The organism is Brevundimonas sp., assembly GCF_046295595.1.
GTDB lineage: Bacteria > Pseudomonadota > Alphaproteobacteria > Caulobacterales > Caulobacteraceae > Brevundimonas.
In genome coordinates this window covers 57,378-72,570 of the sequence record NZ_JBKBMX010000009.1, presented here as the reverse complement: position 1 = coordinate 72,570, position 15,193 = coordinate 57,378, and the positions used below count along the sequence as shown (strand labels likewise).

At 68.9% G+C, this 15,193-nt stretch carries 19 protein-coding genes and 1 tRNA gene; 11 read left to right on the top strand and 9 right to left on the bottom strand.

Translation table 11 applies throughout. From position 1 onward, the window contains the following. Positions 1–2: 2 nt before the first annotated feature. From ACK4JY_RS08220 to ACK4JY_RS08210, 3 genes are all read right to left on the bottom strand, one after another. Positions 3–278, bottom strand: coding sequence for a DUF2312 domain-containing protein (locus tag ACK4JY_RS08220; RefSeq protein WP_409604570.1), 276 nt, complete (start codon positions 276–278; stop codon positions 3–5). 172 nt (positions 279–450) lie between these two features. Then, complete coding sequence (gene ykgO, locus ACK4JY_RS08215; RefSeq protein ID WP_168044709.1) at positions 451–576, bottom strand: type B 50S ribosomal protein L36; 126 nt, start codon at positions 574–576, stop codon at positions 451–453. 146 nt (positions 577–722) lie between these two features. After that, a tRNA-Ala gene (locus ACK4JY_RS08210) sits at positions 723–799 on the bottom strand. Positions 800–992: 193 nt separating this feature from the next. Between ACK4JY_RS08210 and ACK4JY_RS08205 the strand changes: the two genes are divergently transcribed. After that, a complete protein-coding gene (locus tag ACK4JY_RS08205; RefSeq protein WP_409604568.1) occupies positions 993–2,264 on the top strand; it encodes a lytic murein transglycosylase in 1,272 nt (423 codons plus the stop codon). A gap of 2 nt (positions 2,265–2,266) precedes the next feature. Here the strand turns inward: ACK4JY_RS08205 and flaF are convergent, their stop codons facing one another. Together flaF and flbT are read right to left on the bottom strand one after the other, a co-directional pair. Next, positions 2,267–2,632 carry a flagellar biosynthesis regulator FlaF gene (gene flaF, locus ACK4JY_RS08200; protein WP_409604567.1) on the bottom strand — a complete coding sequence of 122 codons (366 nt, stop codon included), beginning with the start codon at positions 2,630–2,632 and terminating at the stop codon, positions 2,267–2,269. Then, entirely contained in the window at positions 2,592–3,014 is a 423-nt protein-coding gene (gene flbT / locus ACK4JY_RS08195) for a flagellar biosynthesis repressor FlbT (protein ID WP_409604565.1), read from the bottom strand. Before flbT ends, flaF begins: the two co-directional genes overlap by 41 nt. Positions 3,015–3,145: 131 nt before the next feature. Here flbT and ACK4JY_RS08190 point away from each other — a divergent pair, with 131 nt between their 5' ends. From ACK4JY_RS08190 to ACK4JY_RS08180, 3 genes are read left to right on the top strand one after another with little or no spacing between them, the layout of a single operon-like run. Next, positions 3,146–4,960, top strand: a complete 1,815-nt coding sequence (locus ACK4JY_RS08190; protein ID WP_409604563.1) for a tetratricopeptide repeat protein — start codon at positions 3,146–3,148, stop codon at positions 4,958–4,960. A 36-nt stretch (positions 4,961–4,996) separates the two neighbouring features. Beyond that, the gene (locus tag ACK4JY_RS08185) at positions 4,997–5,443 is read left to right on the top strand and encodes a hypothetical protein (protein ID WP_409604561.1); all 447 of its coding nucleotides are present in this window, start codon (positions 4,997–4,999) and stop codon (positions 5,441–5,443) included. A gap of 10 nt (positions 5,444–5,453) precedes the next feature. Beyond that, positions 5,454–5,660, top strand: a complete 207-nt coding sequence (locus ACK4JY_RS08180; RefSeq protein WP_409604560.1) for a hypothetical protein — start codon at positions 5,454–5,456, stop codon at positions 5,658–5,660. Between the two features lie 780 nt (positions 5,661–6,440). Here ACK4JY_RS08180 and cysS read toward each other — a convergent pair. Next, positions 6,441–7,850 (bottom strand): cysteine--tRNA ligase, encoded by a 1,410-nt coding sequence (cysS, locus tag ACK4JY_RS08175; protein WP_409604558.1) that lies wholly within the window; start codon positions 7,848–7,850, stop codon positions 6,441–6,443. A 115-nt stretch (positions 7,851–7,965) separates the two neighbouring features. Here cysS and folE point away from each other — a divergent pair, with 115 nt between their 5' ends. From folE to ACK4JY_RS08155, 4 genes are all read left to right on the top strand, one after another. Beyond that, the gene (folE, locus tag ACK4JY_RS08170; RefSeq protein ID WP_409604556.1) at positions 7,966–8,601 is read left to right on the top strand and encodes a GTP cyclohydrolase I FolE; all 636 of its coding nucleotides are present in this window, start codon (positions 7,966–7,968) and stop codon (positions 8,599–8,601) included. Positions 8,602–8,771: 170 nt separating this feature from the next. Then, a complete protein-coding gene (locus ACK4JY_RS08165; RefSeq protein ID WP_409604554.1) occupies positions 8,772–9,215 on the top strand; it encodes a biopolymer transporter ExbD in 444 nt (147 codons plus the stop codon). Between the two features lie 116 nt (positions 9,216–9,331). Further along, positions 9,332–9,619, top strand: a complete 288-nt coding sequence (locus tag ACK4JY_RS08160; RefSeq protein WP_409604552.1) for a metalloregulator ArsR/SmtB family transcription factor — start codon at positions 9,332–9,334, stop codon at positions 9,617–9,619. Then, positions 9,616–10,290 (top strand): SdpI family protein, encoded by a 675-nt coding sequence (locus ACK4JY_RS08155; RefSeq protein WP_409604550.1) that lies wholly within the window; start codon positions 9,616–9,618, stop codon positions 10,288–10,290. The genes ACK4JY_RS08160 and ACK4JY_RS08155 overlap by 4 nt, the downstream gene beginning before the upstream one ends. 10 nt (positions 10,291–10,300) lie before the next feature. Here the strand turns inward: ACK4JY_RS08155 and ACK4JY_RS08150 are convergent, their stop codons facing one another. Both ACK4JY_RS08150 and ACK4JY_RS08145 read right to left on the bottom strand, forming a co-directional pair. Further along, positions 10,301–11,632, bottom strand: a complete 1,332-nt coding sequence (locus ACK4JY_RS08150) for a dihydroorotase (protein ID WP_409604548.1) — start codon at positions 11,630–11,632, stop codon at positions 10,301–10,303. A gap of 9 nt (positions 11,633–11,641) precedes the next feature. After that, a complete protein-coding gene (locus ACK4JY_RS08145) occupies positions 11,642–12,595 on the bottom strand; it encodes a glycosyltransferase family 9 protein (protein ID WP_409604546.1) in 954 nt (317 codons plus the stop codon). Positions 12,596–12,678: 83 nt separating this feature from the next. On the opposite strand from ACK4JY_RS08145, the gene ACK4JY_RS08140 reads away from it, so the two are divergent. Then, on the top strand, positions 12,679–13,467 hold the full coding sequence (locus ACK4JY_RS08140) for a YgfZ/GcvT domain-containing protein (RefSeq protein WP_409604544.1): 789 nt from the start codon (positions 12,679–12,681) through the stop codon (positions 13,465–13,467). Between the two features lie 53 nt (positions 13,468–13,520). On the opposite strand, the gene ACK4JY_RS08135 is transcribed toward ACK4JY_RS08140, so the two are convergent. Further along, positions 13,521–13,760: a hypothetical protein gene (locus tag ACK4JY_RS08135; RefSeq protein WP_409604542.1), complete on the bottom strand. Its 240-nt coding sequence runs from the start codon at positions 13,758–13,760 to the stop codon at positions 13,521–13,523. Between the two features lie 123 nt (positions 13,761–13,883). Between ACK4JY_RS08135 and ACK4JY_RS08130 the strand changes: the two genes are divergently transcribed. Both ACK4JY_RS08130 and ACK4JY_RS08125 read left to right on the top strand, forming a co-directional pair. After that, positions 13,884–14,471, top strand: a complete 588-nt coding sequence (locus ACK4JY_RS08130; protein ID WP_409604540.1) for a DNA-3-methyladenine glycosylase I — start codon at positions 13,884–13,886, stop codon at positions 14,469–14,471. 26 nt (positions 14,472–14,497) lie between these two features. Next, positions 14,498–15,136 carry a ribonuclease HII gene (locus ACK4JY_RS08125; protein WP_409604538.1) on the top strand — a complete coding sequence of 213 codons (639 nt, stop codon included), beginning with the start codon at positions 14,498–14,500 and terminating at the stop codon, positions 15,134–15,136. Positions 15,137–15,193: the final 57 nt, after the last annotated feature.

Below are 15,193 nucleotides of genomic sequence, written 5' to 3'. Positions count from 1 at the left end.
TGTCAGATCTCGCCGAGCGCGGCCATGTACAGGTCGAGGATGGCGTCCTCTTCCTGGCGCTTGGCCTTGTCCTGCTTGCGGATGCGGATGACCTTGCGCAGGATCTTGACGTCGTAGCCCTCGCCCTTGGCCTCGAGGAAGACCTCCTTCATGTCCGCCATGACGGCGGCCTTGTCCTCTTCGAGGCGCTCGATGCGCTCGATGATGGTGCGCAGGCGGCCCTGGGCCGCCGAGGTCAGGACGTCGGGGCTGGCGTCGAAGGATGCGTCGTCGGCCACGGGCGGACTCCTGGAAAGCGGGAATGGAACAGAGCCCGGACGCTAACCACGCCTCTCCGGCCGGCTCAACATCGGGCACGAAAAAGGCCGCGGACAAGGCCCGCGACCTGTGGATAGACCATCCTTGTGCGCTATCGGCCGCGACGCGGTCGCGGCCTGCTAGAGCGCTGGATCAGCCCTGCTTCGCCTTGAAGCGCGGGTCGGTCTTGTTGATCACATAAACGACGCCCTTGCGGCGCACGACTTTACAGTCGCGGTGGCGACCCTTGAGCGACTTGAGCGAGCTGCGGACCTTCATGGTCGTCGTCCTGAGGCAAAGCAAAACAGAAAAGCCGCGGGACGAACCTGCGGCGGAGCGGTGCGTATAGAGAGGCTTCCTTCAGCCGTCAACAGGATGGCGGCGCCTTTGTCGTCCGCCCGCGGGTCAGCGGCGCGGCAAGGAATTGGAGGCCTGGCCTCCGGGTCGAACGGAGGGTCTTCGGGCTTGCGGGCCCGACGCGTCGCCCCTCCGCCACCAGGCCGTGTCGGTCTCAGAGAGCCGTCGTCCTATGCGCCTCTACCCGTTACCGCGCCAAGGACATTGACGGTTAACGGCAGGGCATGGCCGTCTCACGGCAACGCTTTCTCCATCCGGGCGCTGTATCTTTCCGTCGCGCGCCTGACTCGCGGACTTGTTATGAGGCCCCGGCCGCCGGGGAGACTAGCTTGCACATCATGCGTTTCAGCCTTCGCCTTATCCTCATCGGAACCGTCGCCGCCTGCGCGCCCATGTTGCCGGAGCCCCCGCCTGTGGGACCCACGCCAGCGCCGGCGCCGGCCGAGCCGCCGCCCGCTCCCGTCCCGACCCCGCCCGTGGCCGGGCCGGTCGACCAGGCCGGCTTCGAGGGCTGGAAGCAGGGCTTTCTCGCCCGCCACGGCGGCGCCCGCCGCGCGCGGTACGAAGGGGAATTGGCGGGGCTGACGCCCGATCCGTCGGTGATCCGGCTGGATCGCAACCAGCCGGAGTTCAGCCGCCCGGCCGGGGCCTATGTCCAGAACGCCGTCACCGCCAGCCGCATCGCCCAGGGCCGGCAGCGCACGGACCGCGTGCCGTGGTCGGTGGTGCAGCGCTATGGCGTTCCGTCCGAAATCCTCGTCGCCATCTGGGCCCAGGAGTCCGCCTTCGGTCAGGTGCAGGGCGACAATGACGTGATCCGCTCGCTGGCCACCCTCGCCTATGACGGCCGCCGCCGCGACTGGGCGGAGCAGCAGTTGAAGCACGCGCTCGACATCGTTGTCGACGAACGCCGGCCGCGGGCCGGATTGAAGGGCAGCTGGGCCGGGGCGATGGGCCAGACCCAGTTCATGCCCGACAACTATCTGCGGCTCGGCGTCGACGAGACCGGCGACGGCAAGGTCGATATCTGGGGCTCGGACGCCGACGCCCTCGCCTCGGCCGCCAACCTGCTGGCCCAGGCCGGCTGGAAGCGAGGTCAGGGCTGGGGCTATGAGGTCGTCCTGCCCTCGAACTTCGACTATTCCGACGCCGAGGGGCCGCGCCATCCGTGGTCGTACTGGGCCGCGCGCGGCGTGACCCTCGCCCATGGCGGCGCACCCAACGCCGCCGAGGCCGGCGAGGAGGCGACGATCCTGCTGCCGCAAGGTGCGCGCGGGCCGGCCTTCCTCGCCCTGCCGAACCACTATGTCATCCGGCGCTACAACAATTCGGTGAGCTACGCCCTGGCGATCGGCCTGACCGCCGACGGCATCCAGGGCCGGCCGGGACTGGTCGCGACATGGCCCGACGACGCCCCGATGTCGCGCGACCAGCGGATCGGGGCCCAGCGCGCCCTGACCGCCCTCGGCTATGACACCCAAGGCATCGACGGGGTGATCGGGGCCAATACCCGCGCGGCGCTGCGTCGCTGGCAGATGGCGACCGGGCGGCTGGCGGACGGCTATCTGACCGCCGAACTGGCCGACGAACTGATCCGCCGAGGCGGCTGAGTTCAGGCGGCCTGGGCGCCGGGGCCGGCGAGGCCCTGCATGACCATGCGATTGATGTCGATCAGGTCCTCGAAACCCTCCTCGCCGCGCATGACGGCGGAGGAATGGCGGCCGACGAACAGGCTGATCGAAATGATCTGGGCCCGCAGGCTCTTGTCCATGGCGTTGCCAGGATCGGAGCAGTCGGTGGCCAGCGTCGACCACAGCCGCCGGTTCCAGTCCAGGGCGTCGATTCGGGTCTTGATATCGGTCTTGTCGACGGTCGAGGCGTGCATCAGCGCCCGGGTCACCTGCCCGAACAGCCGATACTCCAACTCACGCGGGTTTTCAGCCCGCGCCGCCGCGGTCTTGTACGCCTGAAGCGACATTCGCCAGATTTTCCTCGTAATCGACCAGTTTGCGCGCGGCCATCAGCGCCTTGTAGTATTCGCGCGACATCACATGCCGGGAGGCTGCGACGCAGTCGGCCTGGACCTGCGGATTGCGGGTTGCGCTCATGAACTCGGTCAGACGCCTCGCGAACTCGTCATAGACCTTCGGCGCCGAGGCCTCGTCCAGGTACATCATCATGACCGGGAAATAGACCCGCCGCGCGGGAGTGTTGACGTCCTCGAGCTGCATGATGTCCTTCTCACGCAGCACGCTGGCCTTGTTCTGGAGGATCAGCACGCCCCTGCGATCGCCGTTCTGGACGACGGCCCCGTTGAGCACGAATTTCTCACCGGGCTTCAGCGACAGCTTCAGCGGCATTCGGGGCGTCTCCTGAACAGGCGCACGGCGACGTTAGGAAGCCGGAACAAACGCACGATAAACAGTCGTGGTTAACCATGTATTGTGGCTGGCGACGGTTAGATGGCGGGTCATCACAGTCCGAGTCGTCCATGCTCCTCGCCCAGACCCCCTCCCTTCCGGCGGATGACGCCGCCCACGCGCCGGCGCCGACGGCGCAAGGCATGGCCGGCGACGCCGCGTCTCCCGCGGCCATAAACCGGCTTTCGCAGGTTCTGGCGGCCGGGAAGGACCGGTCGCTCAAGACCCGCAAGAAGTCGCTGGATCTGCTGAAGGCCGCGCTGGCCGCGATCCGCCTGAACGATTTTGAGGGCGGCGCCGAGCGCGCCCTCGCCGTGCTGAAGACCGACAAGACCAACGGCGTGGCCTGGCATGTGCTGGCGATCTGTCAGGAGAAGGTCAACCGGTTCGGGCCCGCGCTGCACGCCTATGAGGCGGCGCTGAAGCTGCTGCCGGCGCAGATCGACATCGCCCATGACCTGGGCCGGCTGGCGCAGCGTCTCGGCTATCTCGAGATCGCCGAAAAGCTGCTGGTCAAATTTCTGGCCGCCAATCCCGGACATATCGAGGCGACCAACAACCTGGCCTGCGTCATGCGCGATCAGCAGCGGTATGCGGACGCCATCGAGACCCTGCGTCCGATGCTTCAGATCGAGCCGGAAAGCGCGATCCTGTGGAACACCCTCGGCACGGTGCTGAACGACCAGGGGCGGCTGAACGAGGCCCTGACCTTCTTCGAGGAGGCGCTGCGGCTGAATCCGGGATTCGCCAAGGCGCGCTACAACCGCGCCAATGTGCGGCGGCCGCTGGGCGACATCGCCGGCGCCATGGAGGACCTGGAGGCGGCCCTGCCGGGCGCCGACGGCGCCTATGAGGTGGCCATGATGAACATGGCGCGGGCCCTGATGCTGATGGGCGAGGGCAGGCTGCCCGACGGGTTCGAGGCCTATGAGGTCCGGTTCAACCCCTATCTGCCGGACGCCCTGCGGGTGGCGGTTCCGGCGCCCCGCTGGGCGCCCGCGGAACAGGATATCCGCGGGCGGCGGCTGCTGATCGTCGGGGAACAGGGCATCGCCGACGAACTGGTGTTCGCCAACTGTCTGAACGACGTCATCGAGGCGGTCGGACCGGAGGGTCAGGTCTTCATCGCCGTCGAGAGGCGGATGGTCGACCTGTTCCAGCGCAGCTTCCCGAAGGCGATCGTCGGCGGCCACAAGGCGGTGCGGCTGGAGGGCCGGCTGACCCGCTATGTGCCCTTCATCGAGAAGCTGCCGGCGGACGAGGCCCCGGAGTTCTGGTTCCCCATGGCCAGCCTGATGGGGGTCTACCGACCGTCGGTGGCGGCGTTTCCGAAGCACCACGGCTATATCCGGCCCGATCCCGAGCGGGTCAGCCACTGGAAGGCGGAGCTGGAAAAGCTGGGACCGGGGCTCAAGGTCGGTCTTCACTGGAAGAGTCTGGTGATGTCCGGATCACGGGCCGCCGTCTTCGCCTCCAGTTTCCAGCGCTGGGAGCCGATCCTGCGAACGCCGGGCTGCGTGATGATCAACCTGCAGTGCGGCGATGTCTCGGACGACCTCGCCGCCGCCGAGGCGGCGGGGGCGCAGCTGTGGACCCCGCCGATCAATCTCAAGGACGACCTCGAGGATGTCGCCGCCCTGTCGGTCGCCTGCGATCTGGTGATCGGGCCGGGCATCGCCGGGACCAATATCGCGGCGTCCTGCGGGGCCCGGACCTGGCTGGTGGCCGCGCCCGACGACTGGCATCTGATGAAGACCGACGGCTATGTCTTCTACCCCGCGACCAGGGTCTTCATTCGCGGCGCGGTGGACGGCTGGCCGGCGGTGATCGACGACATGCGGGCCGCGCTGGACCGGGCGGTGGCCGAAGGCTGGAACGCCGCCTGACTCAGCCGCGTTGTTCCTCCAGCTATGGAGGTTCCCGTGCCAGACATCGACGACTACTCCGACGATCAGGAACAGTCTGAAACCTTTGACGAAACCCACATCGACGATGAGGGCGACGGCGACATCCTGCCGGACGAGGCGGACCCGGTGCTGGACGTCACCCAGATGGACGGCGACGCCGACGAGGAGCCGTTCGACGAGGACGACATCGACGACGTGGACGACGAACTGGGAGCCTCCGGCATCGAGGCCGAGGCCGACGCCCTGCTGGGCGTCGACGGCGAAAAGCTGACCGAGATCGACGGCGAGAGTTCGGGCGGCGGCGGACCGGATGAGGTGGAGCTGGTCTATTCCGGCCTGATGCGGAACGCCCGCGGGGCCCAGGCCAGCGCCGCCCACTGGGAGGCCAAACGCCTGTCAGACGACGACATTTCCGAACTGGGCTACGGCCCGGACGGCGACGAAGATCATCCGAAGAATTGAGGAGCTTATCTTGACCGAGACACCCAACCCGAAACACCAGCAGGCCCCGGCCGACGATGTCGCCTACGCCCGCCAGGCGGACCGCGAAACCGGCAAGCCGGACCAGTTGTGCGAGGACGAGCGCAAGGCCGAGAACCGGCAGGAGGCGCTGATCGACGAAAGCATCGAGGAGAGCTTTCCGGCCAGCGACCCCCCCTCGGCGAAGCACATCACCTGAGGCGCGGTTACGGTTCGATTGTCAAAGACCTGAGAGCGGTTCTCCCTCCCCGTCGCGGGGAGGGAGGCGGGCATGACTCTTGGCCGCTTGCGGACAAGCGGGTGGGGAGGGAGCGGGGCGGCCGGGCCTCGCCCGGTGCTTTGATAGATAACCGTTTCGACGAAGCAGACCGCCCCGCGCAGTCGTTTTCCACACGCCCTCCGGCTGGCGGCCCTGGCATTCGGGCCTTGCCGGATCACGCCGGGGTCATTGCTGCACCCGACATGGGGCGGACATGACGGCCATGGGACGTCAGCAGTCCGCAATCCGTTAGCGCGCGGCGAGCAAGCGGGCAGGATCCATCCCTGCCCTCGAGGACCCCCGGACTCTCCGTCGCCCGGGCTTCATCGCTCGACCACAGCCCGCCGCCATCGAGGAACGTGGATCCGACGCCCTCCCCTTCGACGGGATGGGCAGCAGTTTACGGGAGGCCCGCCCTAGGACAGACAAAACGGTTTGGGAAAAGGCTAGTGCGTTGAATAGGCTGTCTAATAGTTTGATAACTAGACTATAGATTCGCCGATTGTAAGCACAGCGTCATGGCCCTCACCTCCCCATTCGCGAAGGCGAATGGGGAGGACAGATCGGCGCGTCAGCGACGATCGGGAAGGGGCGGCGCAGGCGGTGGGGGAGTCCGGCGCGAACCAGCATCTGACGGAGCCGCCCCCTCCTGGCCGCTGCTGCGCAGCGACCGTCCTCCCCATCGGCCTTCGCCGATAGGGAGGTGAACGGTTGGCGCCCCTACCCCTTCAACCGCCAGGTGGCGCCCGTGGGGCCGTCCATGACGACGACGTTCAGGGCGTTGAGACGGTCGCGGATGCGGTCGGCCTCGGGCCAGTCCTTCGCCGTGCGGGCGGCGGCGCGCTGTTCGAGCAGGGTCTCGACCTCGGCGCGCAGGTCGTCGGCGACCTCGCCCTCCAGCCAGGCGCCCGGATCGGCCTGAAGCACGCCCATCAGGGCGGCGGCGGCGATCAGTTCGCCCTTGGCGCGGGCGACGACGCCGTGATCGCCGGCGGTCATGGCGCGCTCGATCTCGCTGGACAGGGCGAACAGGGTCGCCATGGCGCCCGGGGTGTTCAGGTCGTCCTCGATGGCCGTGAGGAATTCCACCGGCGGCTCGTCGGTCGAGGCGGCGACGGCGGCGGCGCGGTGCAGGGCGCCGTAGAGGCGGTCCAGCGCCTTGCGGCTCTGGTCCAGCAGGGACTGGTTCCAGTCCAGGGGCTGGCGGTAGTGGGCGCTGAGCAAGGCCCAGCGGACGACCTCGCCGGGCATCGACTGCACCAGATCATGCAGCAGCAGGACGTTGCCGACCGACTTGGACATCTTCTCGGCGTCGACGGTGAGGAAGCCGTTGTGCATCCAGTAGCGGCTGTACTCGGCGTGCGGCGCGCTTTCATGGGCGTGGCCGTGGGCGCAGACGCCCTGGGCGATCTCGTTCTCATGGTGCGGAAACACCAGGTCGATGCCGCCGCCGTGGATGTCGATCGGCAGGCCGAGGGTCTCCTCGATCATGGCCGAGCATTCGATATGCCAGCCGGGGCGCCCCTCGCCCCACGGCGACGGCCACGACGGCTCGCCCGGCTTCGACGGCTTCCACAGGACGAAGTCGTGCGGGTTCTTCTTGTAGGGGGCGACCTCGACGCGGGCGCCCATGATCATGTCGTCGAGGTTGCGGCCGGATAGGCGGCCATAGGCCTCGTAGGATGAGACGTCGAACAGCACGTGACCCTCGGCGGCATAGGCGCAGCCGTGGTCCATGATGGCGCCGATCTGGGCGACGATGGCGGCCATATGGTCGGTGACGTGCGGGGCGATATCGGGCGGGCTGACGTTGAGCCGGGCCATGTCCTCGAGATAGGCGGCCTCGTAGCGGGCGGTGACGTCGCCGATCGGCGTCCCCTCCTTCGCCGCCTTCGCATTGATCTTGTCGTCGACGTCGGTGACGTTGCGGGCGAAGACGACCTTGTCGGCCCCGTATTCACGGCGCAGCAGGCGGACCAGCACGTCGAACACCACCGGCGGACGGGCGTTGCCGATATGGGCGTAGTCATAGACCGTGGGGCCGCAGACATAGAGGGTCACCCGGTCGGGGTCGCGGGGCGTGAACACGCGCTTCTCGCGGTGCAGGGTGTCGTGGATCGTCAGGGGCATGAGCGGTCTTTGCGGGAGAGTTTTCTTGCGGGACGGACGAGCGGTCCCATATACGCCGCCAAGCTGATAAACAGTCCCCCGCGACTTACAAAGCCGCGCGTTCGAGAACCGTCCCATGAGCCTTACTCCCGTCAAGCCCGTTCTGGTCGGCGACAATGACCCGGTCACGGGCCCGACCACGACGCGCCCGTCGCGCGAGGAGGCCCTGAAGGCCGTCCGGACCCTGCTGGCCTGGGCCGGCGACAATCCCGACCGTCCGGGCCTGATCGACACGCCCAAGCGGGTGGTCGACGCCTATGGCGAATGGTTCGACGGCTATGACGCCGATGTCGGCAAGGAGCTGTCGCGCACCTTCGAGGACGTCCAGGGCTATGACGACATGGTGCTGCTGCGCGACATCGAGGTCGAGAGCCACTGCGAGCACCACATGGCCCCGTTCCTCGGCAAGGCCTATGTCGCCTACATTCCGAACGAGAAGGTCGTCGGCATCTCAAAGCTGGCGCGCGTGGTCGAGATCTTCTCGCGCCGGCTGCAGACCCAGGAGACCCTGACCCAGCTGATCGCCGGGGCCATCGAATCGCACCTGGAGCCCGCGGGCGTGGCCGTGCTGATCGACGCCGAACACCAGTGCATGACCACCCGCGGCGTGCATCACCGCCACGTTTCGACCATCACCACGCGCTTCACTGGCGCCTTCAAGACCGACGCCGCGGTCAAGGACCGCTTCCTGAAGCTGGCCCAGGGGCGCTGATCGGGGCCGACGGGGGTCGCCCCCGAGGCGTAAAGTGTAGACGAAAGCCGCGAGGGAACCGACTTCGTCCCGAACCCGCTTTACAAGCCGGGCCGGGGACGCCAAGAGACGGTCCGAAGCTTTTAGCGTCGCTCGCCGCCTTCGCGCCGGGCCAGATGGAGAACCAGCGCATGGGCGCCAAACTTTCCGGACCTGGTGGCGGCAAGGGCCACACCATTGACCAGAACGCCGAGATCAACGTCACGCCGTTCGTCGACATCATGCTGGTGCTTCTGATCATCTTCATGGTCGCGGCCCCCATGGCCACGGTGTCGATCCGGCTCGACCTGCCGCCGGCGGTGCCGCCCCCGCCGGACGCCGTGCAGAAGGACCCGGTGTACATCACCGTCCAGGAAACCGGCTCGATCTTCATCGCCGACCAGCAGTCGTCGCTGGAAGGCCTGGCCTCGGACGTCTGCACCGCCCTCGGCGGCGGCGACCCGGCCTGCAAGGACGAGCGCGTCTTCATCCGCGCCGACCCGGAAGTCACCTACAACCAGTTCATGGAAGTCATGAACGAGCTGCAGGCCAAGGGCTTCTTCAAGGTCGGCCTGCTGAACGAAGATATCGAATAGGGTTCTCACCCGTTCCCCGATCAGGGGCCGCGTCCGGCATGGACGCGGCCCTTTTTCTTTGGCCCCTTCATCGAAAACCCTTGAACTTAGCGAATTTCCTAATTAGCGTTCCCCCTATGAACGTGCTGTTCAAGGCTCTGTCGCATCCCGTGCGGCGCCGCATCATCGAGATGCTGCGCCGGGGCCCGATGCCGTCCGGCGACATCGCCGCCGCCTTCGACATGAGCTGGCCGACCATCACCGGCCACCTCAACGCCCTGAAGGAGGCCGGCCTGGTCTCGCCCGAGCGGGACGGGGTCTCGATCCGCTACCGGCTCGAGATTTCGGCCGTCGAGGAGGCCCTCGCCTTCCTGCTGCAGATGACCGGCGCCGGGGCGCCGGACCAGACAAGGGACCGCCCATGAACCCGCCCGCCAGACCCGCCATCGCCGACATCGCCACCGGGCTCACGGGCCTGATGATCGCCGGCGCCGGCGCCGGGGTGTTCTTCGCCGGACCGACAGAGCTGATGCCCGTCCACTACGGCCTGTCCGGCGAGGTCGACCGATGGGGCGCGCGCGAGGAGGTCGGCGCCCTCATCGCCGGACTCGGCGGGCTGCTGGTGCTGGTCGGCGGCGGCATGGGCCTCGCCGCGGCCCGGGCCGGCGACCCCGCCGGCCGCCGGGCCCTGCGCATGGCCCAGCTGGTCTGCGTCGTCACCGTGCTCGGCGTCGCCCTGTTCGCCGGCGGCGCCAGCCTCGGCGGCGTGACCTCGATCGCCGGCGGCCTGCCCATGGCGGGCCTCAGCCTGACCCTGCTCGCCGCCGGCGCCTTCCTCGGCCGGGTCGGCCCCAATCCCTTCGTCGGCGTGCGCACGCCGTGGGCCTACAAGAGCCGCCTCGCCTGGGATCGCAGCAACCGGCTGGCCGGGCGGCTGCTGTTCGTCCTCGGCCTGTTCGGCCTCGCCGCCGCCGCCCTCGCGCCGCAGCCGGCCGGCCTCTACGCCCTGTTCGCTGGCCTGATGATCGCCGTCGTCTGGTCGGTCGTCGAAAGCTGGCGCGTCTGGCGCACCGACCCCGACCGCCAACCCTTCTGAAACCGTGGCCTCAGGCCAGCGTCTCCTGGAACCGGACCGGCCGCCCATGCGCGCTTCCGACCAGCTCGCCGTCCTTCATCACCAGCCGCCCGCGCACGATCGTCGCCACGGCCTTGCCGGTCGCCTCGAAGCCGTCGAACGGGGTCCAGCCGCAGCGGCTGGCCATGTCGGCATGGGCGATGACGTGCCTCGCCTTCAGGTCGACGATGGTCAGGTCGGCGTCATAGCCCTCGGCCATTCGCCCCTTGCCGGCGATGCCGAACACCCGATTGGCCCCGTGCGAGGTCAGGTCGATGAACCGGTCCAGGCTCAGCCGCCCCTTGGCCACATGGGTCAGCATCACCGGCACCAGGGTCTGCACCCCCGGCATCCCCGAAGGCGAGGCCGGATAGGGCTTGGCCTTCTCCTCGATCGTATGCGGCGCGTGGTCCGAGCCCAGCACGTCGAACACCCCCTGCTCGATCCCGCCCCACAGGCCGGCGATATGGGCCGCGTTGCGGATCGGCGGGTTCATCTGGGCGTAGCCCTTCAGGCGAGCATAGGCCTCGTCCCCGTCCAGCGTCAGATGCTGCGGCGTCACCTCGGCCGTGGCCACATCCTTGTGGTCGGCAAGGAAGCGCACCTCGTCGGCGGTCGAGACGTGCAGCACATGGATCCGCGCCCCGACCTCGCGCGCCAGCCCGACCAGACGCCGCGTCGAGCGGATGGCGCTCTCGGCGTCGCGGACCTCGGGGTGGCTGGTCCAGTCGCCGGGCCGGGCCAGCGGGCGTCGCTCGACCAGCCGGTATTCGTCCTCGGAATGGAAGGTCGCCCGCCGCTTCACATGGCGCAGCACCTCGCGAACCCCGTCGTCGTCGGCGACCAGCAGGGTCCCGGTCGAGGCCCCCATGAACACCTTGACGCCGCAGCAGCCCGGCAGCCGCTCCAGCTCGGCGAGGTATTTCGCATTCTCGTGCGTGCCGCCGATGTAGAAGGCGTGGTCGGTCCACATCCGGTCCCGGGCCCGGTCCAGCTTGTCCGCCAGGGTGTCCGGATCGGTCGTATTCGGCTCGGTGTTCGGCATCTCGAACACCGCCGTGACCCCGCCCAGGGCCGCCGCCCGGCTGCCGGTCTCGAGGTCTTCCTTCCACTCCAGCCCCGGCTCGCGGAAATGCACCTGGGTGTCGATCACGCCGGGCAGGACGGTCAGGCCGGTGGCGTCGACCACCTCGCCGGCCGAGGCCTGCGACAGGTCGCCGACAAAGGCGATCCGCCCGTCGATCACGCCCACGTCGGCGAGGCCGCGCCCCGCATGATTGGCCACTTCGCCGCCGCGGACGATCAAGTCGTATGTCTGGGTCATGGCCCGGCCCTATACCCGCTCCGCCAGAAGCTTGCGAGCCGCCTTCAGCACCCGTTCGGCCGGCAGGTCGTTCATATGCTCGATGGCCTGATCGAGCCGCGGATCGATCTTGCGGTACTCCTCGACCGAGCGCGGCCCGCGCACCGCGATCCCGCCCCATGGCCCCCGCTCGGCCTCGTCGGACGGGCCGTAGGCGGCGACCACCGGCGTGCCCGAGGCCACCGCCAGATCGGTCCACAGCGAATCCCCGCCCAGATACAGGGCGCTGCGCCCGACCGCCGCCACCGCCTGCAGCGGGCTCAGCCGGCCGTGAAGCTCGATGGTGCGGTGACGCGGCAGGGCCAGGCGGATGGTGTGGGCGGCGTCTCGATCGCTGTCGTCGCCGACCACCACGACCTTGCCGCCTTCCAGCGGCCCGCCGTCGCCGACCAGGGCCGAGGCCACCTTGGCGAAGCGCTCGGGCGGCCAGCGTCGGCCCATCCACGCTGCCCCCGGCCCGATCGCCAGCAACGGCCCCTCGCCGGGCGGGATCAGGGCCTCGACCGAGACCCGCGTCGCCTCGGAGACGAACAGCCGCGGAGCTGGCACCTCGTCCAGCTGCAGCACCCGCGCCGCCAGCTCGACCGCATGCACCCCGGCCTCCGGCTCGCCGCGCACGGCCCGCTTCTGCCGCTTCAGCTTGCCCGACAGGGCCGAGCCGCGCATGTCGACCACCAGCCCCCAGGACGTAGCCCGCACCTGGTTCCACAGGCCCAGCCAGTCCAGCCGGCTTTCCTTCTCCAGCACGATCAGCCGGTCGAGGCGCGGCGTGTCGGCGAACAGCGGCGCGCTGGCCGGCGATCCGACGATGGTGAAGCCCGCCTGCGGCATGGCATCGACCAGCCAGGCAAGCACCCCGCTGGACAGCACCGCGTCCTGTGCGCCCGCCTCGGCGATATAGAGGATGGGGAACCGGGCGCTCATGATTGGACCGTATACGGATTCTCCCGATCCCTCAGCGTCGAAGGGGTGTGGTCCACAGGGGCGGGCTTCCCTATCTGCACTCCATGACCGTCCGCATCGCCCGCCTCGACAGCCGCGCCCTGATCCGGGTCTCGGGCCCCGATGCCCGGCCCTTCCTGCACAATCTGCTGACCCAGGACGTCGAAACCCTGGCGGAGGGCCAGTTGCGCTTCGGGGCCCTCCTCTCCCCGCCGGGCCGTCTGCTCTTCGATCTGTTCCTGTGGGGCGAGGCCGCCGGGGTGCTGCTGGACGTCGCCGCCGACCGTCGCGAGGCGCTGCTGCAGCGCCTGTCGATGTACAGGCTCAGGGCCCAGGTCGCGGTCGAGGCGGACGACCGCGCGGTCTTCGCCTCATGGCCCGGCGTCGCCGACGGCTTCACCGCCGACCCGCGCGCGCCCGACCTCGGCGGCCGGCGCTACGGCGGCGCGGCGGCGGTCGACGCAACCGAAGCCGACTGGCAGGCCCATCGCCTCGCCGTCGGCGTCCCCGATCCGGCGACCGACGCCCCGTCCGACAAGACCTATCCGATCGAGGCGAATTTCGATCTGCTGAACGGCATCGACTTCCAGAAGGGCTGTTTCGTTGGGCAGGAGACGACCTCCCGGATGAAGCGGCGGGGGACGATCAAGACCCGCATGCTGCCGATCGCCTTCGACGGCCCGGCCCCGGCGTTCGGCGCCGAGATCCTGAACGGCGACCTGCGCGCCGGCGAGGTGCTCGGCGGCCGCGACGGCGCCGCCATGGCCCTGCTGCGCCTCGACCGGATCGACGGCGCCCTGACCGTCGACGGACGGCCCGTCACCGTCGGCCGCCCGGACTGGGCCGTGAATTAGAAACGCGCCCGGGGCGGGCCCCGGGCGCGTCACCGATCCTCAGGCCCGTTTGATTACTGGGCCGGGGTCTCGGCGGGCGTCTGGATCGAGGCGTCGACGTCCTCGGCGGCTTCGTTGGTCGCGGTGGCCGTGTTGTCGGCGGCGGTGTCGACGTTCTCGGCGGTGTCTTGGGCGGCCGAGGCCACGGTGTCGCCGGCCGCGTCGGCAGTTTCGGCGGCGTTGTCGCCGGTCTGCTGCGAGCAGGCGGCGAGGGTCAGGGCGGCCGCGGTGGCGGCGAGCAGGGCGATACGCATGGGGGAATCCTCCGTGATGGAAGACCAGTTGTTTCGTCTCCGGCGGCGCTTGTCCAGTTCAGAACTGAGTGAGGCCGATCGTTCGAGGCTGCACTTGGACGCCGGCCGCCCTACCCTGTCGCCATGGCCGACTCATTCCACCGCTGCGCCTGGTGCGGGACCGATCCGCTGTACGTCGCCTATCATGACGAGGAGTGGGGCGTGCCCGAACATGACCCGCGCGCCCTGTGGGAGAAGCTGGTGCTGGACGGCTTCCAGGCCGGGCTGGCGTGGATTACCATCCTGAGAAAGCGCGACGGCATGCGCGAAGCCTTCGACGGCTTCGACCCGGAGATCGTCGCCCGCTACGGCGAGGCGGATATCGAACGGCTGCTGGGCGACGCGCGCATCATCCGCTCGCGCGCCAAGATCAACAGCGCCATCAAGGGGGCGAAGATCTGGCTGGAGATGCGGGATCAGGGCGAGGATTTCAGCGAATGGCTGTGGTCCTTCGTCGGCGGCGCCCCGGTCCAGAACGCTTGGCCGGACAGCGCCGCGCGGCCGGTCTCCACACCCGAATCGGAGGCCCTGTCGAAGGCGCTGAAAAAGCGCGGCTTCACCTTTGTCGGCCCGGTGATCGTCTACGCCTTCATGCAGGCGGTGGGCATGGTCAACGATCACGGCGTGGAATGCTTCCGTCACCGGCAGGTTCGTGCGATGGCGGGGTCGTGAAGGCTCCCGCGAAAAAAACCGGCAAGGTGAAGCCCGCCGCGAAAGCGCCGCGCGGCTTCCCGACGCTGGCGCTGGAGACGGTGCTGATCCAGTCGTGCGGCGGCCTCGTCTGCGGCGTTGACGAGGCCGGGCGCGGGCCGTGGGCCGGGCCGGTCTCGGCCGGGGCGGTGATCCTGAACCCCGACGATCTGCCCGAGGGCATCGACGACTCCAAGGCCCTGACCCACGCCCGGCGCGAGGCCATCGAGATCGAGATCAAGGCCCGCGCCGTGGCCTGGGGCGTCGGTTTCGCCTCGGTCGAGGAGATCGCCGAACTCAACATCCTGCACGCCACCGGACTGGCCATGTGCCGGGCTATCGAGGCGATGGCTGTCCAGCCGGTCGCCGCCCTGGTCGACGGCAACTACCGGTTCCAACTGCCGTGCGACGTGCAGACGGTGGTCGGCGGCGACGGCCTGTCGCTGTCGATCGCCGCCGCCTCGATCCTCGCCAAGACGGCGCGCGACCGGCTGATGGTGGAACTGGACGCGGAATATCCGGGCTACGGCTTCGCCGGGCACAAGGGCTACAACGCTCCGGTGCATCAGGCCGCCCTTCGGAGCCTCGGCCCCTGCCCGGCCCACCGCCGCGGCTGGGCCCCTATCCGGGCGCTGCTGGAAGGTTGAGCCGACGGAAAAGTGTCCGTGTCCACGGAAAATTCGTGGGACACTTTCGGACACTTC

Bases quoted from the DNA above. Each gene is read 5' to 3' on its own strand.
- ACK4JY_RS08150 (WP_409604548.1), bottom strand. From the start codon at position 11,632: ATGACCCAGACATACGACTTGATCGTCCGCGGCGGCGAAGTGGCCAAT.
- folE (WP_409604556.1), top strand. From the start codon at position 7,966: ATGAGCCTTACTCCCGTCAAGCCCGTTCTGGTCGGCGACAATGACCCG.
- ACK4JY_RS08140 (WP_409604544.1), top strand. From the start codon at position 12,679: ATGACCGTCCGCATCGCCCGCCTCGACAGCCGCGCCCTGATCCGGGTC.
- ACK4JY_RS08165 (WP_409604554.1), top strand. From the start codon at position 8,772: ATGGGCGCCAAACTTTCCGGACCTGGTGGCGGCAAGGGCCACACCATT.
- cysS (WP_409604558.1), bottom strand. From the start codon at position 7,850: ATGCCCCTGACGATCCACGACACCCTGCACCGCGAGAAGCGCGTGTTC.
- ACK4JY_RS08155 (WP_409604550.1), top strand. From the start codon at position 9,616: ATGAACCCGCCCGCCAGACCCGCCATCGCCGACATCGCCACCGGGCTC.
- ACK4JY_RS08130 (WP_409604540.1), top strand. From the start codon at position 13,884: ATGGCCGACTCATTCCACCGCTGCGCCTGGTGCGGGACCGATCCGCTG.
- flbT (WP_409604565.1), bottom strand. From the start codon at position 3,014: ATGCCGCTGAAGCTGTCGCTGAAGCCCGGTGAGAAATTCGTGCTCAAC.
- ykgO (WP_168044709.1), bottom strand. From the start codon at position 576: ATGAAGGTCCGCAGCTCGCTCAAGTCGCTCAAGGGTCGCCACCGCGAC.
- ACK4JY_RS08145 (WP_409604546.1), bottom strand. From the start codon at position 12,595: ATGAGCGCCCGGTTCCCCATCCTCTATATCGCCGAGGCGGGCGCACAG.
- ACK4JY_RS08135 (WP_409604542.1), bottom strand. From the start codon at position 13,760: ATGCGTATCGCCCTGCTCGCCGCCACCGCGGCCGCCCTGACCCTCGCC.
- ACK4JY_RS08190 (WP_409604563.1), top strand. From the start codon at position 3,146: ATGCTCCTCGCCCAGACCCCCTCCCTTCCGGCGGATGACGCCGCCCAC.
- ACK4JY_RS08205 (WP_409604568.1), top strand. From the start codon at position 993: ATGCGTTTCAGCCTTCGCCTTATCCTCATCGGAACCGTCGCCGCCTGC.
- ACK4JY_RS08160 (WP_409604552.1), top strand. From the start codon at position 9,332: ATGAACGTGCTGTTCAAGGCTCTGTCGCATCCCGTGCGGCGCCGCATC.
- flaF (WP_409604567.1), bottom strand. From the start codon at position 2,632: ATGTCGCTTCAGGCGTACAAGACCGCGGCGGCGCGGGCTGAAAACCCG.